Origin of the sequence: Streptomyces sp. NPDC001941 (genome assembly GCF_040296945.1) — a bacterium.
Classification (GTDB): Bacteria; Actinomycetota; Actinomycetes; order Streptomycetales; family Streptomycetaceae; genus Streptomyces.
Genome location: NZ_JBEOYE010000013.1, coordinates 75452 through 97731 on the forward strand (window position 1 = coordinate 75452; position 22280 = coordinate 97731).

The 22280-nt window shown below is 74.1% G+C and carries 19 protein-coding genes and 1 riboswitch; of the genes, 16 read left to right on the plus strand and 3 right to left on the minus strand.

Going from position 1 to position 22280, the window contains the following annotated elements:
* Nucleotides 1-161: 161 nt before the first annotated feature.
* The 3 genes from ABT160_RS12680 to ABT160_RS12690 all read left to right on the plus strand — a co-directional run bounded on the left by ABT160_RS12680 (nucleotide 162) and on the right by ABT160_RS12690 (nucleotide 4472).
* A complete protein-coding gene (locus tag ABT160_RS12680; RefSeq protein WP_351646793.1) occupies nucleotides 162-2216 on the plus strand; it encodes an N-6 DNA methylase in 2055 nt (684 codons plus the stop codon).
* Nucleotides 2217-2331: 115 nt separating this feature from the next.
* A complete protein-coding gene (locus ABT160_RS12685; protein WP_351646795.1) occupies nucleotides 2332-2967 on the plus strand; it encodes a hypothetical protein in 636 nt (211 codons plus the stop codon).
* Nucleotides 2964-4472: a serine/threonine-protein kinase gene (locus ABT160_RS12690; protein ID WP_351646796.1), complete on the plus strand. Its 1509-nt coding sequence runs from the start codon at nucleotides 2964-2966 to the stop codon at nucleotides 4470-4472. The genes ABT160_RS12685 and ABT160_RS12690 overlap by 4 nt, the downstream gene beginning before the upstream one ends.
* Nucleotides 4473-4484: 12 nt before the next feature.
* Here the strand turns inward: ABT160_RS12690 and ABT160_RS12695 are convergent, their stop codons facing one another.
* Nucleotides 4485-5231 (minus strand): class I SAM-dependent methyltransferase, encoded by a 747-nt coding sequence (locus ABT160_RS12695; RefSeq protein ID WP_351646798.1) that lies wholly within the window; start codon nucleotides 5229-5231, stop codon nucleotides 4485-4487.
* Between the two features lie 10 nt (nucleotides 5232-5241).
* Entirely contained in the window at nucleotides 5242-7701 is a 2460-nt protein-coding gene (locus ABT160_RS12700; RefSeq protein WP_351646799.1) for a YfhO family protein, read from the minus strand.
* Between the two features lie 125 nt (nucleotides 7702-7826).
* On the opposite strand from ABT160_RS12700, the gene ABT160_RS12705 reads away from it, so the two are divergent.
* The 4 genes from ABT160_RS12705 to ABT160_RS12720 all read left to right on the plus strand — a co-directional run bounded on the left by ABT160_RS12705 (nucleotide 7827) and on the right by ABT160_RS12720 (nucleotide 10905).
* Nucleotides 7827-8780 carry a glycosyltransferase family 2 protein gene (locus ABT160_RS12705; RefSeq protein WP_351646801.1) on the plus strand — a complete coding sequence of 318 codons (954 nt, stop codon included), beginning with the start codon at nucleotides 7827-7829 and terminating at the stop codon, nucleotides 8778-8780.
* On the plus strand, nucleotides 8777-9193 hold the full coding sequence (locus ABT160_RS12710; protein ID WP_351646803.1) for a GtrA family protein: 417 nt from the start codon (nucleotides 8777-8779) through the stop codon (nucleotides 9191-9193). The genes ABT160_RS12705 and ABT160_RS12710 overlap by 4 nt, the downstream gene beginning before the upstream one ends.
* Nucleotides 9194-9274: 81 nt before the next feature.
* On the plus strand, nucleotides 9275-9913 hold the full coding sequence (locus ABT160_RS12715) for a SurA N-terminal domain-containing protein (protein WP_351646805.1): 639 nt from the start codon (nucleotides 9275-9277) through the stop codon (nucleotides 9911-9913).
* A 23-nt stretch (nucleotides 9914-9936) separates the two neighbouring features.
* Nucleotides 9937-10905, plus strand: coding sequence for a nucleoside triphosphate pyrophosphohydrolase (locus tag ABT160_RS12720; protein WP_351646807.1), 969 nt, complete (start codon nucleotides 9937-9939; stop codon nucleotides 10903-10905).
* Between the two features lie 9 nt (nucleotides 10906-10914).
* On the opposite strand, the gene ABT160_RS12725 is transcribed toward ABT160_RS12720, so the two are convergent.
* Nucleotides 10915-11517: a Uma2 family endonuclease gene (locus ABT160_RS12725; protein ID WP_351646809.1), complete on the minus strand. Its 603-nt coding sequence runs from the start codon at nucleotides 11515-11517 to the stop codon at nucleotides 10915-10917.
* A 107-nt stretch (nucleotides 11518-11624) separates the two neighbouring features.
* Between ABT160_RS12725 and ABT160_RS12730 the strand changes: the two genes are divergently transcribed.
* The 9 genes from ABT160_RS12730 (at nucleotide 11625) to ABT160_RS12770 (ending at nucleotide 22232) form a co-directional block, all read left to right on the plus strand.
* Entirely contained in the window at nucleotides 11625-12920 is a 1296-nt protein-coding gene (locus ABT160_RS12730) for a cytochrome P450 family protein (RefSeq protein WP_351646810.1), read from the plus strand.
* A 246-nt stretch (nucleotides 12921-13166) separates the two neighbouring features.
* The gene (locus ABT160_RS12735; RefSeq protein ID WP_351646812.1) at nucleotides 13167-14072 is read left to right on the plus strand and encodes a LysM peptidoglycan-binding domain-containing protein; all 906 of its coding nucleotides are present in this window, start codon (nucleotides 13167-13169) and stop codon (nucleotides 14070-14072) included.
* Between the two features lie 271 nt (nucleotides 14073-14343).
* Nucleotides 14344-14508: riboswitch (cyclic di-AMP (ydaO/yuaA leader) on the plus strand.
* A gap of 3 nt (nucleotides 14509-14511) precedes the next feature.
* Nucleotides 14512-15198, plus strand: a complete 687-nt coding sequence (locus tag ABT160_RS12740; RefSeq protein ID WP_351646814.1) for a transglycosylase family protein — start codon at nucleotides 14512-14514, stop codon at nucleotides 15196-15198.
* Nucleotides 15199-15618: 420 nt separating this feature from the next.
* Nucleotides 15619-16899: a phosphopyruvate hydratase gene (eno, locus tag ABT160_RS12745; protein WP_351646816.1), complete on the plus strand. Its 1281-nt coding sequence runs from the start codon at nucleotides 15619-15621 to the stop codon at nucleotides 16897-16899.
* Between the two features lie 84 nt (nucleotides 16900-16983).
* Nucleotides 16984-17460, plus strand: coding sequence for an FtsB family cell division protein (locus tag ABT160_RS12750; protein ID WP_351646818.1), 477 nt, complete (start codon nucleotides 16984-16986; stop codon nucleotides 17458-17460).
* Between the two features lie 29 nt (nucleotides 17461-17489).
* The gene (locus ABT160_RS12755) at nucleotides 17490-18026 is read left to right on the plus strand and encodes a DUF501 domain-containing protein (protein ID WP_351646819.1); all 537 of its coding nucleotides are present in this window, start codon (nucleotides 17490-17492) and stop codon (nucleotides 18024-18026) included.
* Complete coding sequence (locus tag ABT160_RS12760) at nucleotides 18023-18940, plus strand: Ppx/GppA phosphatase family protein (protein ID WP_351646821.1); 918 nt, start codon at nucleotides 18023-18025, stop codon at nucleotides 18938-18940. The genes ABT160_RS12755 and ABT160_RS12760 overlap by 4 nt, the downstream gene beginning before the upstream one ends.
* Before the next feature lie 369 nt (nucleotides 18941-19309).
* The gene (locus ABT160_RS12765) at nucleotides 19310-20701 is read left to right on the plus strand and encodes an NAD(P)/FAD-dependent oxidoreductase (RefSeq protein ID WP_351646823.1); all 1392 of its coding nucleotides are present in this window, start codon (nucleotides 19310-19312) and stop codon (nucleotides 20699-20701) included.
* Nucleotides 20702-20927: 226 nt separating this feature from the next.
* Nucleotides 20928-22232 carry a class I SAM-dependent methyltransferase gene (locus ABT160_RS12770; protein ID WP_351646825.1) on the plus strand — a complete coding sequence of 435 codons (1305 nt, stop codon included), beginning with the start codon at nucleotides 20928-20930 and terminating at the stop codon, nucleotides 22230-22232.
* Nucleotides 22233-22280 lie beyond the last annotated feature (48 nt).

Genomic DNA, 22280 nt, shown 5'->3' on the forward strand with positions numbered 1-22280 from the left:
CCTGTGAACCGAGTCAACACGGTTCACTGTGGACAGGCTGGCTCACAAGGGAGACGTGCTGTGAAAGGATGTCTCCCTGCGCCGCCCGAGGGTCCAGTGGCCCACGTCGGGACGCCGGACGCAGACGCGGCAGACGCCGCAGGGGAAAGGGGAGTCCGCCGGTGCCCGACAACGCAGCAGAGGTGACCGCCGCGGGAATCGCGCGGCTCGCGGGGGTCGGCCGCGCCGCCGTCAGCAACTGGCGCCGCCGCCACTCCGACTTCCCCAAGCCCGTCGGCGGCACCGAGACCAGCCCCTCCTTCGCCCTCGCCGACGTCGAGCACTGGCTGCGCGCCCAGGGCAAGCTCGCCGAGGTCCCCCTGCGCGAACGCGTCTGGCAGCAGCTCGCCGGCCACCCCGGCGGAGCCGTCACCGCCCTCGTGCACACCGGCTGCGCCCTGCTCCTGATCCACGACCGCCCGGCCGGCTGGCCGCTGCTCGCCGCCGTCTCCGACGCGCACCTGGCCGAGCGGCTGCCGCCCGCGCTGGAAGAGGTCCTCACCCACCGCTTCGGCGTCGAACGGGCCGTGCGCACGCCGGCCGCCGCCGACCTGGCCGGCTCCGTGCCGCTGCTGCGCGGCGCCGCCGACCTCGCCGCCGGGACGGGCGCCCGCGCGGCCTTCGAGTTCCTCCTCGGCCGTCACCTGGACGCCAACCCGCGCCAGTACACCCTCACCCCGCCCGGGCCCGCCGAACTCATGGCCGCCCTCGCCGGGGCCGGCGCCCGCACCGTCCTCGACCCCGCGGGCGGCACCGGCGCCCTGCTGTGCGCCGTCACCCGGCCCGCCGCCCTCTACACCCAGGACGCCGACCCCGACCTGGCCGCCCTGGCCGCCCTCCGGCTCGCCCTGCACACCGGCGCCGAGGTCCACGCGCGCGCCGGCGACAGCCTGCGCGCCGACGCCTTCCCGCAGCTCACCGCCGACGCCGTGGTCTGCCACCCGCCGTTCAACGAGCGCGGCTGGGGCCACGAGGAGCTGGCCTACGACCCCCGCTGGGAGTACGGCTTCCCGGCCCGCACCGAGTCCGAGCTCGCCTGGGTCCAGCACGCCCTGGCCCGGCTGCGCCCCGGCGGCACCGCCGTCCTGCTGATGCCGCCCGCCGCCGCCTCCCGCCGCTCGGGCCGCCGCATCCGCGCCGACCTGCTGCGCCGCGGCGCCCTGCGCGCGGTGGTCGCCCTGCCCGCCGGGGCCGCGCCGCCCTACGGCATCCCGCTGCACCTGTGGGTCCTGCGCAAGCCCGCCCCCGGCAGCCAGCCCTCGCCCGAACTCCTCGTCGTCGACGCCGCGTCCGAGCACGCCGGGGCCGAGCACACCGCCGCCTCCGGCCGCGACCGGCTCGACTTCGCCGCCGTCCACGCCGCCGTCCTCGCCGCCTGGACCCCCTTCGACCAGCACGGCACCACCGCCGAACGCCCCGGCGAGAGCCGCGCCGTGCCCGTCATCGACCTCCTCGACGACGACGTCGACCTGGCCCCGGCCCGCCACCTCCCGCCGCCCGCCGCCACCGGAGCCGCCCAGCTCGCCGCCGTACGCGACGAACTCACCGCGACCCTGCGGCGCACCGCCGAACTCACGCCGCCCGCCGCCGGCACCCCCGGCGCCCCGGCCCGCCGGCCCGCCACCACCGTCGGCGAACTCGCCCGCGCGGGCGCCCTGACCCTGCACACCGGAGGCGTCGGCACCGCCCCCGCGCACGCCCCCGCCCCGGTCCTGACCGAACAGGACGTGCTGGCCGGCCGCGCCCCCACCGGGACGCTGCCCGAGGGCCCCGAGGAGGACCCGGTCCTGGTCCGCCCCGGCGACGTCGTGGTGCCCGTGCTCGGCGCGGGCACCGTCGCCCGCGTCGCCGACCGGGCCGCCGCGGGCGCCGCCCTCGGCCGCAACCTCCAGCTCCTGCGCCCCGACCCGGACGCCCTCGACCCCTGGTTCCTCGCCGGGTTCCTGCGCGCCACCGCCAACCAGCGCCGGGCCAGCAGCTACGCCTCCACCGCCACCCGCCTGGACGTCCGCCGCCTGCGACTGCCCCGGCTGCCGCTCGCCGACCAGCGCCACTACGGGGAGCGCTTCCGCGCGCTGGCCGAGTTCGAGGACGCCCTGCGCCACGCCTCCCGGCTCGGCGAACGCCTCGTGCAGGGCCTGTACGACGGGCTGGCGGACGGCACCGTCGAGGCCTGACCCTGGCGGACCGGGGCCCGATCGCGTACAACCCCGAACAGGGCGTCGCAGTCGGTGTATACGCTCGTAGCACCACGCCCGCGTCCCCGTCCGCCCGCCGTCTCCAGGAGCACAGATGCACGGCCCCGCCGCCCCGCCGCCGAAGCCGCGCGACGCCACCCTGATCGCCCTGCGCGTGGTGTTCGTGGCGATGACGGTGCTCAGCTGCGGCCTGCTCGGCTGGGCGCCCATGCTGCGCCTGGCGTACGTGACCCGCAGGGCCCTGCACTGGGCGCTGTTCGGCCTCGCCGTGGCGCTGAACATCGCCTTCGTCGTCTTCGTCGCGATGGCCCCGGTGGACTCCAAGGGCGAGATCGGCGACCGGGACACGGCGATCACGATGGTCTGGCTCCTGGGCGGAGTGGTCTTCTTCACCGCCTACTACCTGGTGGCCGACCTCCAGCACCAGCACCGCCAGGCCGCCCTGGCCGGCCGGGGATGGCCCGCGCCGCACTACGGCTACCCGCCCCAGGCCCCGACCCTGCCCTCCCGGCCGGGCCCGCCGGTCCCGGGCCACGGCTACGGCTACCCGCCCCAGGCCGCCCCCGCCGCCGCGCACCCGACCCCGGCACCGGCCCCGCCCCAGGCCCCGCCGCCGCAGCCGCCCGCCGGCCCCCCGCACCCGCGCATCGACCAGGTCCGCGCCGAACTCGACGAGCTCAGCGACCTGTTGCGCGGGGACCGGCCCGACCACGGGGACGGCCGCGCGTGAACGGCCGGGTGATCGCCGGGCGTTACGAGCTGTCCACCGTCATAGGCCAGGGCGGCATGGGCCAGGTGTGGACCGGCTACGACGGCCGCCTGGACCGCCGGGTCGCCGTGAAGCTGCTGCACCCCGGCCACCTGGCCGCCGCCACCTCCGCCGAGGAGATGCGCCGCCGCTTCGTGCGCGAGTGCCGCGTCACCGCCCAGGTCGACCACCCCGGCCTGGTCACCGTCCACGACGCGGGGAGCGACGGCGACGACCTGTACCTGGTGATGCAGTACGTCGAGGGCGCCGACCTCGCCGACCACCTCGCCGAGCACGAGCCCTACCCCTGGACCTGGGCCGTCGCCGTGGCCGCCCAGCTGTGCGCCGTCCTCGGCGCCGTCCACGCGGTGCCGATCGTCCACCGCGACCTCAAGCCGCGCAACGTGATGGTCCGCCCCGACGGCACCGTCACCGTCCTCGACCTGGGCGTCGCCTCCGTCCTGGACACCGACACCACCCGCCTGACCCACACCGGCTCGCCCATCGGCAGCCCCGCCTACATGGCCCCCGAGCAGGCGATGGGCGGCGCCGTCGGCCCGTACACCGACCTGTACGCGCTCGGCGTGCTGCTGCACGAACTGCTCAGCGGCAACGTGCCCTTCGCCGGGTCCACCGCCCTCGGCGTGCTCCACCGCCACCTCTACGAGCCACCGCTGCCGGTGCGCCAGACCAGGCCCGAGGTCCCCGAGGCGCTGGAGGCGCTGGTCCTGCGGCTGCTCGCCAAGGACCCCCAGCACCGGCCCTCGGGCGCCCAGGAGGTGTACGAGGCGCTGGCCCCGCTGCTGCCCGCGCGCGGGACGCCCGCCGGACCGCTCGACCCGACCCGCCCGTTCCTGCGCCCGCACGCGCCCTGGCCCGACCGGGCCGGCACGCCGCCGCCGCGCCCCGCCCCGGCCCCGGTGGAGCGGCTCGACGTGGCCGCCGCCGTCGACGAGGTCAAGCGGCTGCTCGGCGAGGGCGGCATCACCCAGGCCGTGGACCTGCTCGGCTCGATCCTGCCCGCCGCCACCGCCGAGCACGGCGAGCACTCCCCGGTCGTGCGCATCCTGCGCAAGCAGTACGCGACCACGCTGATGGACGACGGCCAGTACCGGCGCGCCCTGCCCGAGCTGCGCCGCCTCGCCGAGGACCGGGCCGCCGAGGCCGGGCCCGGCGACCCGCAGGCCCTGGACTTCCGCCACGACGCGGCCCAGTGCCTGGAGCAGCTCGGCGAACCCGCCGCCGCGCTCGCCGAGTACCGGGCGCTGCTGCCGTACTTCGAGCCGGGACCGGGCGGCGACCCGGCCCGCGCCTTCGCCGTGCGCCGCCGCGTCGGCGACCTGCTGCTCGCGCTGGGCGACCACGCGGCCGCCCAGCAGCAGACGCAGGCCCTGCTGTACGACGTGGAGCGCGCCTACGGCCCGTACCACGCGCTGGCCGGGGAGCTGCGCCGCGCCCTGGACCACCGGGGCCGGCTGCGCGCCTGAGGCCGGGGTGGTTCAGGCCTTGAGGTACGTGGAGTCCGCGACCCGGCCCAGCAGGGTCAGGTCCCCGGTGTCCGTGCGGTCGCCGCCCACCACTACGATCGCGCCGGGCGCGGCCAGTTCGAGGACCGGGGCGAGCTCCTGCCCGGCGCCCACCACCAGCACCTGGTAGGCGCGGCCCGCGGCCTCCTCCAGACCGGCCAGGACCTCCCCGCCGCCGCCCAGGGACAGGTCGTCGTGCGCCGAGTCCTCGCCCGGGGCCACCAGGGTCACCCGGGCCCGCGCCCCGGCCCGCAGCAGCATCCGGCGCAGCGCGGCCGCGAACAGCCCGCCCCGGCCGCCCACTTCGAGGACGTCGCCGCCCGCCGGGGCCAGCAGCGGCACGGTCGCCAGGCGGCCGCACACGTCGGAGACCGAGCCGGCGAGCGAGCCCACGCCGAGGGCCTCCACGGCGACCAGGTGCCGGTAGGCGACGGTCACGTCGTGGCGCACCCGGTCGCTCTCGTCACCGGTGACCGCGCGCACCTCCCGCACCAGGGTGTCGACCTGGGTGGCGGTCGGCATCCGGTCGCCGTCGCGCCCGGCCCGGTCGAGGAGCAGGCCGAGCCCGTACTGGCGGCGCCGCAGGTCGGCGATCTCGTGGTGCAGGGCGTCCATGTCGGACTGGAGCGCGTGGGTGGCGCGCTCCAGGCGCTGCTCGACCAGCGTGAAGGCGGGCTTGAGGACCCGCTTCGCCAGCCGGTTGCTCAGGAGAGGAGACATGGGCCGGAAGCTACGCCCCGGGCCCTGCCCTGCGGGCCACGGGACGGTGCCCTGGGGGTGAAGCCTGGGTGTCGGGAGCGTCGTGCGGGGGAGAGGCGGCCGGGGCCGACGGCGGCCGGGACGGCGGGAGTTCGCGCCGCCGCCGGGCGGCCCGCCAGACCGGCGGGACGGCCAGGAGCACGAGCGCCGCCGCGCCCGCGGCGCCGCCCGCGCGCAGGCCCGGGGTGCGGAACGTGCAGGTGAGGGTGGTCCGTCCGGGCCCCACCGGCGCGGCGACCAGGCCCAGGTAGGCGTCCGCGGGGCGGCCGTCGCAGCTCCAGCCGGCGATCCGGGGCGCGGCGAGGACGGCCGTTCCCCGGGCGCCTGGCGGCAGTTCGGCCCGTACGCCGGTGGAGGTGACGGTGATCCTCGCGGTGGAACGGGCCCTCAGTTCCGCCACCGCCGACGTGAGCGCGGCCGGGTCCAGGCAGCCGACGGACGCGCCGGGGCCGGGGCGGCGGCCGGTGCCGTCCAGGACGACCGGGGTGCCCGCGGTGCGCTGGGTGCCCAGCGGGGCGAGCGCGGCGCGGCGCTTGGGCTGCCCGCCCCTGAGCGGGGTGCTCGCCGCGCCCAGCCGGGCGGTGCCGGTGACGTCGGGGGCCCAGACGAAGACCTCGCTGCCGACCGGGCAGACGCCGTCGGCGGGGTTGGCGTACACCCGGGCGCCGAGCAGGGCCTCCTGGTTGCGGAAGGGGGACGGGCCGTAGGCGGGGGCCGGTCCCGGCGGGCGCAGCGTCACCAGCGGCAGGACGTCGGCGCGCCGCACCAGGACGCCGTCGCGCAGCCGGGCGCCGACCGCGAACAGGGCGTCGGTGACCGGGTTGTCCAGGCTCTGCGGGCTGCGGCCGTTGGAGGTCCAGCCGCCGCCGAGCGCGGCCAGGGTGCGGGTGAGCACGGCGGGCGTGTGGCTGCTGTAGTAGGCGCCGCCCTGCCCGCCGAGCAGCAGCGGGTCGTTGCCGGTCAGCGCGGGGCGGCCGGGGTCGGTGCGGGAGGCGGGCCAGTCGTCGGCGGCGGCGAGGGCGGCGGCGCGGGCGGTGTGCTCGGCGCCCCAGGGCGGGTAGTCGTCGAGGCGGCCGGGCCGGGCGCGGTCGGCGAAGGCGGTGGTGGCGGCGGCCTGCCCGGCGAGCGCCCCGGCGAGGAGCAGCGCGGCCAGCGGGACCAGCCGGGCGCGCCCGGCCAGCAGGGCGCCCGCGGCGGCGGCCGCCAGACCGGCGCCGAACAGCGGGAACGTCCAGCCGGTGACCAGGTCGCTGGCGCTCGCCCCGAGCGCGGCCACCCCGAGCACGGCCGCCCCGCCGAGCAGCGCCCGCGGGGCGGGCCACCCCGCGCCGAGCGCCGCCCAGGCGGCCAGCACCAGGAAGGCGGCCAGGACGAACGTCTGGCGGTAGGGGCTGCCGTTGGGGGTGGCGAAGAGGTGCCACAGCAGGTGGGTGGGCTGCCACTGGAAGGACAGCGCCACGCCCGCGGCGAGCCCGGCCCACACCCACCGCTCGCGCCGCGCGACCCCGCGGGCGAACGGCAGCGCGCAGGCCAGCAGCAGGGTGCCGGTGCCCACGAAGAGCGCGGGGGTGAAGAAGCTGTACGTGGCCGGGAGCGCGCGGGCCAGCACGTCGGGCAGGCCGGCCGGGGCGAAGGCGCGCGTCCAGCCCGGGTAGGCGTGGCGGGTGCCGAGCAGGACGGGCACCAGGACGGGCGCGGCGAGCCCGATGCCCAGCGCGGCGGCGCGCACGGCGCGGCCGAGCGGGCGCCAGGGCCGGGCCCCGGTCGCGTACAGCCGGGCGAGCAGGAACAGGGCGGCGCCCAGGGTGGCCATGTACGCGGTATAGAAGTTCGCGGTCCAGGCGAGCGCGACGACGACGGGGCCGAGCAGCGGGCGCCTGCCCGCCCTGGCCCACTCGCCGGCCAGGCACAGCAGCGGCAGGGCGATCAGGCCGTCCAGCCACATCGGGTTGTAGGAGGCCTCCAGCAGCGACCAGCCGCACAGGGCGTAGGAGGCGGCGAGCACCCCGGCCGCCCACCAGGGCCCGGTGCGGCGCACGGCGAGCAGCAGGGCGGCCATGGCGGCGGCCGCGGCGGCGGTCTTGGCCAGGGTGATCACGTACACCGCGAGGTCGACGCGGTCGCGCGGGAAGACGCCGACGAGCAGGGCGAACGGGCTGCTGAGGTAGGTGCCGAGGTCGGGCAGGAAGCTGGTGCCGTACCCGGCGTTCCAGTCGAGCAGCGGCCCGCCGTCGGCCCGGCCGTGCAGCAGGTCCCACAGGTGCGCGTGGAAGGGGACGAACTGGTTGCCGAGGTCGTTGACCGAGCGGGTGCGCGGGCCGAACGGGAAGACCCGGGCGACCGCGTCGCCGGTGCACACGGCGGCGACGGCCAGCAGCCCGGCGAACGCGGGGGCGTCGCGGCGCGGCGAGCGTTTCCACAAGAGGCGCATGATGGTTTCGAATATGCCAGCGTTCTTCGGCAAAGCACCCTGGATCCGGGCCAGTTCACGCAATGTCCGTCTCGCGGTCATCCCGCGAATCCGCCCGCGACACGCGGTTCGTATTGCTTGCTGCTGTGCTGATCTCGATTGTTGTCCCCTGTTTCAACGAAGAGGAGATCATCGGCCGCTTCCACGAGCGCGTGACCAGCGAACTCGACCTCCTGGGAGAGGAATTCGAGCTGGTCTACGTGGACGACGGAAGCCGTGACCGTACGCTCCCGGTCCTCCAGGAGATCGCGGACCGCGACCCCCGGACCCGCTACGTGTCCTTCAGCCGCAACTTCGGCAAGGAGGCCGCCATGCTGGCGGGCCTGGCGCACGCCGGAGGGGACGCGGTGGTCCTGATGGACGCCGACCTCCAGCACCCGCCGGAGCTGGTGCGCCGCATGCTGCGACTGCACCGCGAGGGCCACGACCAGGTGGTCGCCCGGCGCACCCGCACCGGCGACCGGGTGACCCGCACGCTGGCCGCCCGCGCCTACTACCGGATGATCAACCGGCTGGTGGAGGTGGAACTGGTCGACGGCGTCGGCGACTTCCGGCTGCTTTCGCGGCGGGCGGTCGACGCGGTGCTGTCCCTGACCGAGTACAACCGGTTCTCCAAGGGCCTGTTCGCCTGGGTGGGATTCCCGACGACGACGTTCGAGTACGAGAATGCGGCGCGTGAGCAGGGCCGTTCCAAGTGGAGTTTCGGAAAGCTCCTCAACTACGGCCTCGACGGTCTGATCTCGTTCAACGACAAACCCCTGCGCGCGGCCCTCTACCTGGGTTTCCTGCTGCTTTCCGTGGCGGCGGCGTACGCGGCCTGGATCGTCGGCGTCGCCCTGGTGAACGGGGTGGACACGCCCGGCTACGTCACCCTGCTCGTGACGGTCACCGCGCTCGCCGGGGTGCAGATGGTGATGCTGGGGGTGGTGGGCGAGTACGTGGGCCGTATCTACTACGAGGTGAAGCGGCGCCCGCACTTCCTGGTGAAGGCGACCAACGCCAAGGTGCCGCGACAGCGGGGGGAGCTCGTACGACGATGACGGTCCGGGGTCAGCTGGTGCGCTTCGCGCTGGTCGGAGCGGTGAACACCGGCACGTACTACGGCCTCTACCTGCTCTTCTCCCGCTGGCTGCCGTACGTGGCGGCGCACGTGGCGGCGTTCCTGCTGTCGATGGTGGGCTCCTTCTTCCTCACCTCGCGCTTCACCTACCGCACCCGCCCCACCTGGCGGAAGTTCCTGCTGTTCCCGCTGACCAACGCGGCGAACTTCGTGGTGACCACGGCCGGGGTGTACCTGCTGGTCTCGGTCGCGGGCCTGGACAGCCACTGGGCCCCGCTCCCGGCGGCGGCGCTCGCGGTCCCGGTGACGTTCCTGCTGTCACGGACGATCATGCTGGGGCCGGAGAACCGGGGCGGGCGTGACTCGTTGCAAGAACCAGTAGGGGCGAAGTAGTGGCCCGGGCCACTGACACTGCCTACCATCGATCACCGCAAGGTCGTTCCGCTGCCGCACGACCCCCGCCTGGAGGCCCTCTTGCACCGCCGCACCGCGCTCTCCGTGTCCGCCGCCCTCGTCGCCGCGGCCCCCCTCCTCTCCGCCTGCGGCGGTCAGGCCCATCCCGGTGCGGCGGCCGTCGTCGGGGGCGACCGCATCGACGTGGCCGTCCTGCAGGAGCGGGTCAAGGAGGTGCGCGGCGCGCAGCAGTCCTCGCCGCAGTCCGCGCAGCTGATCAAGGCCACCGGGGACCTCACCACCAAGACCCTCGGGACCATGATCTTCGACCAGGTCGTGGAGCGGGCCGCCGAGGACGCCGGGGTGACGGTGTCCCGCAAGGAGGTCCAGCAGGCCCGGGCCCAGGCCGTGGCGCAGAACCAGGGCGAGGAGCAGTTCGAGGCGTCCGCCCTCCAGCAGGGCGTGGCCCCGGACCGCATCGACGCGGCGATCCGGCGCAGCCTGCTGTGGACGAAGACCGCCCAGGCGATCGGCGCGGACAACAGCCCGGCCGGCCAGAAGAAGCTCCAGGACACCTACGTGAAGGCCTCCCGCGCCCTCAAGGTCGACGTCAACCCGCGCTACGGCACCTGGAACGACCAGCAGGTCCAGCTGGCCGCCGCCCGCACCCCGTGGCTGGTGCAGCAGAAGCAGGCGGCGGCTCCCGAGATCACCGGGTAGCCCGCGCGGGGTAGCGTCTTCGGGTGACCCAAGACTCGCCCGGCCGCATCGTCCTCCTCACCGCCAGCCACCGCGTCGCCCCCGGACTGCTGTCCTGGCCCGCCTGGCAGGCCCTGCACGCCGCCGACCGGGTGCTGTGCGCCGATCCGGGCCACCCCCAGCTGCCGTACCTGCGGGAGGCCGGGGTCGTGGTCGAGGAGTGGGCGCCGGGCGCCGACGAGCTGGTGGAGGCCTGCGCGGGCGGGCGCACCGTCGTGGTGGTGCCCTCCGGCGAGGGCGACCGGAAGCTGACGGACGGGCTCGCCCGGCTCGGCGGGTCCGGCCGGGTCGCGATGCCCGACCTGGAACTGCTGCCCGGCTCCTACGACCTGCCCGGCGCCCGGCTGCTCGACCTGGTGCAGGTGATGGACCGCATCCGGCGCGCGTGCCCGTGGTCGTCCCTGCGCACGCACGAGGACCTGGCGAAGTACGGCCTTGAGGAGTCGTACGAACTCGTCGACGCGATCGAGCGGGGCGACCGGGAGGAGCTGCGCGAGGAGCTCGGCGACGTCCTGCTCCAGGTGGTCTTCCACGCCCGGATCGCCGAGGAGCACCCCGAGGAGCCGTTCTCCGTCGACGACGTGGCCGGCACCATCGTGGACAAGCTGGTCCACCGCCACCCGCACGTCTTCGGCGACGCGCACGCGGAGACCCCGGAGGACGTGAAGGCGCACTGGCTGCGCACCAAGGCGGTGGAGAAGCGGCGGACCTCGGTCACCGAGGGCGTCCCGCTGGGCCAGCCGGCCCTGGCGCTGGCCGCGAAGCTGGCCTCCCGCGTGCGCACCGCGGGCCTGGACGTGCCGCTGCCGACGGGCGGGGGGATCGGCTACGAGCTGCTGGCGATGGCGGCCCGCGCGGAGTCGGAGGGCGTCGACCCGGAGGCGGCGCTGCGCGCGGCGGGCCGGGCGTACCGGGACGCGATCGTTGCGGTGGAGGAGGGGGCGCGGGGGTGAGCCGGGGGCTCAGACGAGCCGGGAGAGGTCGATCTCGGTGGGGAAGGGCTGGTCCAGCGTGAACGCCTTGCGGTGGATGCCGGTGAGGGCGTACGTCCCGCTGCCGGGGTCCAGTTCATAGGCGTACAGGACCGCCTGCTCCTCGTCGTCCAGTTCCACCCGCCAGTGGTGCCGGATGCCCGCCGCCGCGTACCGGCGCGGCTTGAGCTCGCGGTCCCGGTGGACGGACTCCGGGGAGACGATCTCCACGGCCAGGAGCACGTCCTCGGGCGAGAACCAGGTCTGGGCCAGTCCGCTGAGGGCGCTCTTCGCAACCACCATGAGGTCCGGCTCGGGGCGGTCCCGCGGACCCAGCTTCACCGAGATCTCACGCGCGACGTAGTGGGTGTCGGGCACGTGCTGCACCAGGGCGGTGTCCAGCAGGCGGAGTGCGGCCATGTGGAAGATGGTCTGCGGGCTCACGAAGAACAGTCCCCCGTCGATCAGCTCGGTGTGCTGGGGGAGACCCGGAATCCGGTCGAGATCGTCGGCCGTCCACCCGCCCACGGGCGGCACGGGGAACACGTACGGCTCCTCCGGTGCGTCCTGCTGGTCCTCGGCTGCGGCACTCATCAGCGCTCCCATGCGACGGAGTCTGGCCTGTCCCTTGAGCGTACCCAGGGCCTTCGCCCGGCCTTCACCCAGCGGAGTGATCCCCCCGATCCGGATACCGTCGTCCCATGCACGACCAGCCCGCCACCCCCGCCGCCCCCGCCTGCCCTCACGCCGGGGGCGCCCCCCTGCCTCCGCCCATGCCCGAGCTCTTCACCTGGGAGTTCGCCAGTGATCCGTATCCGGCGTACGCCTGGATGCGGGAGCACGAGCCGGTGCGGTGGACGGAGCTGCCCAGTGGGGTCGGGGCGTGGCTGGTGACGCGGTACGGGGACGCCCGGGAGGCGCTCGCCGACCAGCGGCTCAGCAAGAACCCGGTGCACCACGACGAGCCGGAGCACGCGCGGGGCAGGACCGGGATCCCGGGGGAGCGCAGTGCGGGGCTGATGACGCACCTGCTCAACATCGACCCGCCGGACCACACCCGGCTGCGGCGGCTGGTGTCGAAGGCGTTCACGCCGCGCCGGGTGGCCGAGTTCGAGCCGCGGGTGCGGGAGCTGACGGACCGGCTGATCGACGGGTTCGCGGCGAAGGGCGAGGCGGACCTCATCCACGACTTCGCCTTCCCGCTGCCCATCTACGCGATCTGCGACCTGCTCGGGGTGCCGCCCGAGGACCAGGACGACCTCAGGGACTGGGCCGGGATGATGATCCGGCACGGTAAGGGGCCGCGCGGCGGGGTGGCCCGGTCGGTGAAGAAGATCCGGGGGTACCTCGCCGAGCTGATCCACCGCAAGCGGCTCGACGACGGGGACGACCTGATCTCCGGGCTGATCCGCGCCTCCGACCACGGTGAGCACCTCACCGAGGAGGAGGTCGTGGCGATGTGCTTCGTCCTCCTGTTCGCCGGTTTCGAGACCACCATCAACCTGATCGGGAACGGGACGTTCCAGTTGCTGACCCACCCCGGGGAGCGGCAGCGGCTGCAGGACTCCCTCGCCGCGGGGGAGACCGGCCTGCTCGCCACCGGGGTGGAGGAGCTGCTGCGCTACGACGGGCCGGTCGAGCTGGCGACCTGGCGGTACGCCACCGAGCCGCTGGTCCTGGGCGGGCAGCGGGTCGCGGCCGGGGACCCGGTGCTCGTGGTGCTGGCCGCCGCCGACCGCGACCCGGAGCGCTTCGGCGCGCCGGACGTGCTGGACCTGTCCCGGCGTGACAACCAGCATCTGGGGTACGGGCACGGCATCCACTACTGCGTGGGCGCCCCGCTCGCGCGACTGGAGGGGCAGACCGCGCTGGCACGGCTCCTGACGCGCCTTCCGGACCTCCGGCTGGCTGCGGATCCGTCCGAACTGCGCTGGCGCGGGGGCCTGATCATGCGCGGATTGCGCACGCTCCCGGTGGAGTTCACGCCCGAGGGGTGAGTGCCGTACGGAGGAGCGGATGTGACGGGCCGTCAGGATTGTGACTTTGGCGTGATCTCCGCTGCATCGACTTGTGACTGACGTTCGAATGCCGCTACGTTCACCGACACCTCAGCAACAACACGCGTACGCCCGTACGCGAGAACGGCAGAAACCGCAGTCACGCGAAAGGCCATCCGCATGCGTTCCGGGAACGGACGACACCGTCGACCCCGACAAGCCCCCGCACTCGTCGTCGCGGCAGGGGTGACCGGATCCGCACTGGCCCTGCCGCTGTTCGCGGCGGGCGGCGCCTCCGCGGCCGAAGCCGGCACCTGGAAGGCGGTCGCCGACTGCGAGACCGGCGGGCTGTGGAGCGCCAACTACGGCGACGGCCGCTACGGCGGACTCCGGCTGACCCAGACGGCCTGGGAGGCGTACGGCGGCACCGCCCACGCCCCGCGCGCCGACCTGGCGACCCGGGCCCAGCAGATCGCCGTGGCCGACAAGATCCTGGCCGACCAGGGCACCCGCCCCTGGCTGACCTGCGCCCCGATCGCCGGCCTGACCGCCCCCGAGGGCAGCGGCGTGGAGAACCCCGGCGTCCCCGCCACCCCGACGCCCAGCCCCTCCACCAGCGCCCCCGAGACGGACCCGGAGGACTCCGCGACGCCCGCGCCGGGCGGCACGCCCTCCGGCTCGACCGCGCCCGGCGCCACCCCCTCGCCCGCCAAGCCCTCCTCCGGCACGTCCGCGTCGCCGAGACCGGACGCCGACGGGCAGGACGCGCCGGCCAAGGGCAAGCACCGGGGCTCCCCGGCGCCCGAGGGGGACGCGAGCACGTCCCCCGGCCCCGGCAGTACGGACGAGCAGCGCGACGGCGGGGGCCACGCCTCGCGCGGTGAGCTCCCGGCCCGTGACGGGATCCCGTCGGGCACGGGCGGCGCGGGGCCCTCGGCCGAGCCGTCCACCGACCCGGCCGAGCACGCCGGGGGCGCCGAGGACGGTACGTACACCGTCCGCCCCGGGGACAACCTCTGGGCGATCGCCGACGCGCACGAGGTGCGCGGCGGCTGGCCGGCGCTGTACGAGGCGAACAAGGGCGTCGTGGGCGGCGATCCGGACCTCATCCTGCCCGGCCAGAGCCTCGACCTGGACGGCGCTGAGGGCTGATGCGCGGGGCGGTTCGGGGCTGAATGTCCGGTTCTGTGCAAGTGAGACATGGGTCTCTCTTGCCCAACTGGCGTGTCCCGTCCGCCCGGTCCGCCCCTGTCGCCCCTCACCTGCGCAAACGTCCGTTCCGTCAGGGCAAGTAGGGGCGATATTTCCCTGATGGGCCTCTTTGAACTCGGGGGAGGTCTGTGTTTACGGTCGTCACCGCTCGCCACCGCGGGCCCCGCCGACCGGTACGCCGAATCCTGCCGCCGGACGTCGGGAACAGTCGTCGCGTCATGCGCCGAAGGCAGGAGCGGGGGACCCAAGGTAAGTGCCCCTCCCGTCCGTTGAGGACGAGAGCGGCTTGGGGTGAAGCCGCGCGCTAGGTCGCGCGGCCGGGCAACTCACAGCCCGAACCCGACAGCTCACCTCGTAGGCGTCGGTGAGGAGAAGTTCCATGCTGCTTTCCAGCAAGGGCAAGCACCGCCGCCCGTCCAAGGCCGTCCGCATCGCCACGCTCGCCGGTGTCACCGGTGCGGCCGTGGCCGTCCCGCTGATGGGGGCCGGCACCGCCTCGGCCGCCAGCTCCGGCGAGTGGGACCGCGTCGCGCAGTGCGAGTCCGGCGGCAACTGGTCGATCAACACGGGCAACGGCTACTACGGCGGCCTGCAGTTCTCGTCCTCCACCTGGGCGGCCTACGGCGGCAACAACTACGCCTCCAGCGCCGACCAGGCCTCCAAGTCCCAGCAGATCCAGGTCGCCGAGAAGGTCCTCGCCTCTCAGGGCAAGGGCGCCTGGCCGAGCTGCGGCGTCGGCCTGTCCGGTGCCTCGTACAACGGCGGCGGCTCGGACGACGGCGGCTCGCAGCAGCAGGCCCAGCCGCAGCAGCAGCGCCAGCAGAAGTCGCAGCGCTCCGAGCGCCAGGAGCAGCCGCAGCAGCAGGAGCGCAGCTCCCGCAGCGAGCGCCCGGCCACCATCAAGAAGGGCGACGGCGAGTACACCGTCAAGGCCGGCGACACCCTGGGCACCATCGCGACCGCCCACGGCGTCAAGGGCGGCTGGCAGAAGCTGTACGACCTGAACAAGGACATCGTCCCCGACGCGGACCTGATCTACGTGGGCCAGCAGCTCGACCTGAGCTGAGTGCCCCCGGGGTCCGCCCCTCGGCGGACGGACGGGCCCCACGGTTCCGCGGTGACAGGCCACCCCGGCCCGGCGCGCATATCCCCCCCCCATGCGCCCCGGGCCGGGGTTCCCGCGTATCGGGCGCTCCCTGTTCGGCTACCGGACCGCGGGAACAGCAGACCGCGGGATCACCGGCCCGCAGGATCACCGGCCCGCGGGATTCCCGCCCGCGGGCACTCGTTTGCGCGGGGCCCGGCACATCCTGATTACCGGCAGGTAATTTTGCTGTCTTTCGCCCCGTAATACAGGCCCTTGTGCCCTTTTTCGTCCCAGCGGGCGGGCGCTCGGCTGGCCGACGCCCCAGAGCCGGTTAGGCTCTTGTCGCAAGGCCATCAGACCTCGCACCTCTTATGCGTCACATCCCAGAAGGAGATGCTCGTGCCGTCCATCGACGTCGTCGTAGCCCGGGAAATCCTGGACTCCCGAGGCAACCCCACGGTCGAGGTCGAGGTCGGCCTCGACGACGGCAGCACGGGTCGTGCCGCCGTTCCGTCCGGTGCCTCCACCGGTGCCTTCGAGGCCATCGAGCTCCGCGACGGTGACCCGAACCGCTACCAGGGCAAGGGTGTCGAGAAGGCCGTCCTCGCCGTCATCGAGCAGATCGGCCCGGAGCTCGTCGGCTACGACGCCACCGAGCAGCGCCTGATCGACCAGGCCATGTTCGACCTGGACGCCACGGACAACAAGGGCTCGCTCGGCGCCAACGCCATCCTCGGCGTCTCCCTCGCCGTCGCCCACGCCGCGTCCGAGGCCAGCGACCTGCCGCTGTTCCGCTACCTGGGCGGCCCGAACGCGCACCTGCTGCCCGTCCCGATGATGAACATCCTCAACGGTGGGTCGCACGCCGACTCCAACGTGGACATCCAGGAGTTCATGATCGCCCCGATCGGCGCGGAGTCCTTCTCCGAGGCGCTGCGCTGGGGCACCGAGGTCTACCACACCCTCAAGAAGGTCCTGAAGAGCAAGGGCCTGTCCACCGGCCTGGGCGACGAGGGCGGCTTCGCGCCGAACCTGGAGTCCAACCGCGCCGCCCTGGACCTCATCCTCGAGGCCATCAAGCAGGCCGGCTACGTGCCGGGCGAGCAGATCGCGCTCGCGCTCGACGTCGCCGCGTCCGAGTTCTACAAGGACGGCAAGTACGAGTTCGAGGGCAAGTCCCGCTCGGCCGCCGAGATGACCGAGTACTACGAGGAGCTCGTCTCCGCGTACCCGCTGGTCTCCATCGAGGACCCGCTGTTCGAGGACGACTGGGCCGGCTGGAACGTCATCACCGCCAAGCTCGGCGAGAAGGTGCAGCTGGTCGGCGACGACCTGTTCGTCACCAACCCGGAGCGCCTGGCCCGCGGCATCGAGGAGAAGTCGGCCAACGCCCTCCTGGTCAAGGTGAACCAGATCGGCTCGCTGACCGAGACCCTGGACGCCGTCGAGCTGGCCCAGCGCAACGGCTTCAAGTGCATGATGTCCCACCGCTCCGGCGAGACCGAGGACGTCACCATCGCCGACCTGGCCGTCGCCACCAACTGCGGCCAGATCAAGACCGGCGCCCCGGCCCGCTCCGAGCGCGTCGCCAAGTACAACCAGCTGCTGCGCATCGAGGAGATCCTCGACGACGCCGCGGTCTACGCCGGCCGCAGCGCCTTCCCGCGCTTCAAGGGCTGACCCCGCACCGCCGCAGTTCCGTACGTCCCCGCACTCGGTCCCGTACCGTGTGCGGGGACGTACGCACGTAACAGGGGAGGCGCAGTGGCCGTGAAGCAGCGGGACCGGTTCTCCACGGCCACCAGGATCCGGCTGCTCGGCGAGCAGACCGCCGCCCGCGTCTACCGCTCGCAGACCCGCCGCCAGGCCCACCGCTCCCGGCTCACCGGCCGCGCCGCGTTCCTGGCCCTGGTGCTCTGCTCACTGGTCGTCGCCCTCGCGTACCCCATGCGGCAGTACGTCTCCCAACAGGGCGAGATCTCCGAGCAGCAGCGGCAGGCGGCCGACGCCGCGGCCCGGGTGGAGAAGCTGCGCGACGAGAAGGCGCGGCTCCAGGACCCCGCCTACGTCGAGCGCCTCGCCCGCGAGCACCTGCACTACGTGCGGCCCGGCGAGACCGGCTACACCGTGGTCGACCCGGACGCCGCCCGGCAGCGCCGCCCCGACCAGGGCGCCGCCGACCGGCCCTGGTACTCCAACCTCTGGGACGGCGTGGACAGCGCCGACCGCACCGACAAGTAACCGCGCACGCACCAAGCAGTAGGCAGGCCATGAAAACGCCCCCTCCCCAGACCGAACGCACCGAGCCCACCGAGGCGGACGTCGCGGCCTTCCAGGACCAGCTCGGCCGCCCGCCGCGCGGCCTGCGCGCCATCGCGCACCGCTGCCCGTGCGGCAACCCGGACGTGGTGGAGACCGCGCCCCGGCTGCCCGACGGCACGCCCTTCCCGACCACGTACTACCTGACCTGCCCGCGCGCGGCCTCGGCCATCGGCACGCTGGAGGCCAACGGGGTCATGAAGGAGATGCAGGGCCGGCTCGCGACCGACCCCGAGCTGGCCGCCGCCTACCGGGCCGCGCACGAGGACTACATCGCCCGCCGCGACGCCATCGAGGTCCTGGAGGGCTTCCCCAGCGCCGGCGGCATGCCGGACCGGGTGAAGTGCCTGCACGTCCTGGTGGGCCACTCGCTGGCCGCCGGGCCCGGCGTGAACCCGCTGGGCGACGAGGCGCTGGCGATGCTGCCCGAGTGGTGGGCCAAGGGCCCCTGCGTGAGCCCGTGCGGGGCGAAGGAGGAGTCCGAGTGACCCGGGTCGCCGCCATCGACTGCGGTACGAACTCCATCCGCCTGCTGGTCGCCGACGCCGATCCGGCCACCGGTGAGCTGGTCGACCTGGACCGCCGGATGACCATCGTCCGGCTCGGCCAGGACGTGGACCGCACCGGCCGGCTCGCCCCCGAGGCGCTGGAGCGCACCTTCGCCGCCTGCCGGGCCTACGCCGAGGTGATCAGGGAGCACGGCGCCGAGCGGGTCCGCTTCGTGGCCACCTCCGCCTCCCGCGACGCCGAGAACCGGGACGACTTCGTGCGCGGGGTGGTGGAGATCCTGGGCGTGGAGCCCGAGGTCATCTCCGGCGACCAGGAGGCCGCGTTCTCCTTCACGGGGGCGACCAAGGAGCTGGGTGCGGGCCAGGGCGAGTACCTGGTCGTGGACATCGGCGGCGGGTCCACCGAGTTCGTGGTGGGCGGCGCCGAGGTGCGCGCCGCGCGCTCCGTGGACGTCGGCTGCGTGCGGCTGACCGAGCGGCACGTGCGGCACGACCCGCCGTCGGCCGACGAGGTCGCCGCGATCCGCGCCGACGTGCGGGCCGCGCTGGACCTGGCCGAGGAGGCCGTGCCGCTGCGTGAGGCGGACACGCTGGTGGGCCTGGCTGGCTCGGTGACCACGGTGGCGGCCATCGCGCTGGGCCTGGAGGAGTACGACTCCGCGCGCATCCACCACTGCCGGATCCCCTACGAGCAGGTCCGCGACATCAGCGAGAAGCTGCTCGGCGCCACCCACGACGAGCGCGCCGCGCACGGTGCGATGCACCCGGGGCGGGTGGACGTGATCGCGGCCGGGGCGCTGGTCCTGCGCGAGGTCATGGAGCGCGCCGGGGCGTCCGAGGTGGTCGTCAGCGAGCACGACATCCTCGACGGAATCGCCTGGTCGGTCGCCTGACGGGGGCCGCGGAGGACCCCGACGACACGCCGTCGGGAAAACTTCGTGAAGTTCTTCACAAGGAAAAGGGCTCCGATGGACCCCCGTGAGGTCGATTTCGGCCCCGGGAAGGGCCATCGGGGCCTTTTCGCATGTGCACAAGGTCCCCACGCCTGTGTTTCACAGGTGTGAACAGGGGTGGTGGTTCAGGGTTGCCGACCGCTCACCGGGCCAGCTCACAGGCGGTGAACAACGTTCCCCGGAGCACCGTGGTTCCCCTGGCGCACCATGACCTCGATCACGCGGGCCGCGCAGTGTAGCAGAGGGTGTCCAGGACCTTGTGAAGGGGCGCACGAGCGGGGGTCCCCAGGGGGGTGGATACTCGATGGCATGAGCACCACGGAGCGTCCCAGGATCCTCGTAGTAGGCGGTGGGTACGTAGGCCTGTACGCAGCTCGTCGCATTCTGAAGAAGATGCGCTACGGCGAGGCGACCGTCACGGTCGTCGACCCGCGCTCGTACATGACGTACCAGCCCTTCCTCCCCGAGACCGCGGCCGGCAGCATCTCGCCGCGCAACGTCGTCGTCCCGCTGCGACGCGCTGTGCCCGGTGCAGAGATCCTCACCGGCCGTGTCACGACCATCGACCAGGACCGCAAGGTCGCCACGGTCGCCCCGCTCGTCGGCGAGGCGTACGAGGTTCCCTTCGACTACCTGGTGATCGCGCTCGGCGCGGTCTCCCGCACCTTCCCGACCCCCGGCCTGGCCGAGGTGGGCATCGGGATGAAGGGCGTCGAGGAGGCCATCGGGCTGCGCAACCACGTCCTCGAGCAGCTGGACAAGGCCGAGTCGACCAACGACGAGGAGATCCGCCGCAAGGCGCTCACCTTCGTCTTCGTCGGCGGTGGCTTCGCCGGTGCCGAGACCATCGGCGAGGTGGAGGACCTGGCCCGCGACGCGGCCAAGTTCTACAAGAACGTGAAGCGCGAGGACATGCGCTTCGTGCTCGTCGACGCGGCCGACAAGGTCCTGCCCGAGGTGGGCCCCGAGCTCGGCCTGTACGGCAAGAAGCACCTGGAGTCCCGCGGCATCGAGGTCTTCCTCTCGACGACCATGCCGTCCTGCGTCGACGGCCACGTCGTGCTCAGCAACGGCCTCGAGGTCGACTCCAACACCATCGTGTGGACCGCGGGCGTCAAGCCCAACCCGGCGCTCGCCCGCTTCGGCCTCCCGCTCGGCCCGCGCGGCCACGTGGACACCAGCGAGAAGCTCCAGGTCCAGGGCACCGACTACATCTGGGCCGCGGGCGACAACGCCCAGGTCCCGGACGTGGCGAGCCGCAAGAAGGGCGTCGAGAACGCCTGGTGCCCGCCGAACGCCCAGCACGCGCTGCGCCAGGCCAAGGTCCTCGGCGACAACGTGGTGTCCGGCATGCGGGGCTTCCCGCAGAAGGACTACGCGCACTCCAACAAGGGTGCCGTCGCGGGCCTCGGCCTGCACAAGGGCGTGGCGATGATCGTCATGGGCAAGATGAAGATCAAGCTCAAGGGCCGCCTCGCCTGGTACATGCACCGCGGCTACCACGGTCTGGCCATGCCGACCTACAACCGCAAGATCCGTGTGATCGCCGAGTGGACGATCAACATGTTCCAGAAGCGCGACATCACGGCGCTGGGCGCCCTGGAGACGCCGCGCGAGGAGTTCTACGAGGCCGCCAAGCCGGCCCCGAAGCCCGTCGACGCCAAGGTGAAGCCCGAGGCGGAGAAGGCCAAGGCCTCCTAAGCAGTAGCAGGACCCCGTACGTCCCGAAGGGGCCGTCCGCCATCCGTGGTGCGGGCGGCCCCTTCGGCGTGTCCCGGGGTCCGCGCCGCGGCGGCCGGAAGTGCGTGGCCCGTGCAGCTTCTTTGCCGGGAGATTGCCGCGCACCGGGACTGCGCGCACGCCCCACCGGTGTTCCCATGGTGTTCGAGCATGTCTGGGGAGGACCACCACCACGGAGGTGTGCGCCATGGCAGACGCCGCGTCGCGGCTGACCGCTCTCGCCGAGGAACTGCTGGCGGCCCCGGCCCCGGTCCGGGTGCGGGCCTGGGACGGCAGCGAGTCCGGACCGCCGGACGCCCCCGTCCTCGTCGTCCGCCGCCGCAGGGCGCTGCGCAGGCTGCTGTGGAAGCCCGGCGAGCTGGGCCTTGCGCGCGCCTGGGTGGCCGGTGACCTGGACGTCGACGGCGACCTGTACGCGGCCCTGGAGCGGCTCGCGGGCTTCATCTGGGAGCGCGAGGGGGAGGCCCGCGGCGCCCTGGAGGCGGCGCGCGACCCGCGGCTGCGGGCGGCCGCGGCGGCCCTGCTGAAGCTGGCCGGGCCCGGGCTGCCCCCGCCGCCGCCCCCCGAGGAGGTGCGCCGCAGGAACGGCACGCTGCACACCCGGCGCCGCGACAGACGGGCCATCAGCCACCACTACGACGTGGGCAACGCCTTCTACGAGCTGGTGCTCGGGCCCTCGATGGTCTACTCGTGCGCCTACTGGAGCGACGGCGGCACCCTGGAGGAGGCCCAGCGCGACAAGCTGGACCTGGTCTGCCGCAAGCTCGGCCTGGCCGAGGGCGACCGGCTGCTCGACGTGGGCTGCGGCTGGGGCTCCATGGCGATCCACGCGGCCCGCGAGTACGGCGCGCGGGTCGTCGGCGTCACCCTCTCCACCGAGCAGGCCGCGTACGCCCGCAAGCGCATCGCCGAGGAGGGCCTGACCGACCGGATCGAGATCCGGGTGCAGGACTACCGGGACGTGTCCGACGGCCCGTTCGACGCGATCAGCTCCATCGGCATGGCCGAGCACGTGGGTGCCGTGCGCTACCGCGAGTACGCCGACCGGCTGTTCGCGCTGCTGCGGCCCGGCGGGCGGCTGCTCAACCACCAGATCGCGCGCCGCCCGGAGCGCGACGAGTCGGCCTACCACGTGGACGCCTTCATCGACGCGTACGTCTTCCCCGACGGCGAACTCGCGCCCGTGGGCCGGACCGTGGGCACCCTGGAGGACGCCGGCTTCGAGGTGCGCGACGTGGAGGCGCTGCGCGAGCACTACGCGCTGACGCTGCGCCAGTGGGTGCGCAACCTGGAGGAGCGCTGGCCCGAGGCGGTCCGGCTGACCTCGCCCGGGCGGGCCCGGGTCTGGCGGCTCTACATGGCCGCGTCCGCGCTGGCCTTCGAGCGCAACCGGATCGGCGTCAACCAGGTGCTCGCGGTGAAGCCGGGCGCCGGGGGCGCCTCCGGGTCGGCGCTGCGCGCCCGGGTCTGGACGGACGCCCCGGGCCGGTGAACGGGGCAGGGCCGGGACCCCCGACGGGGTCCCGGCCCTGCGTGCGTC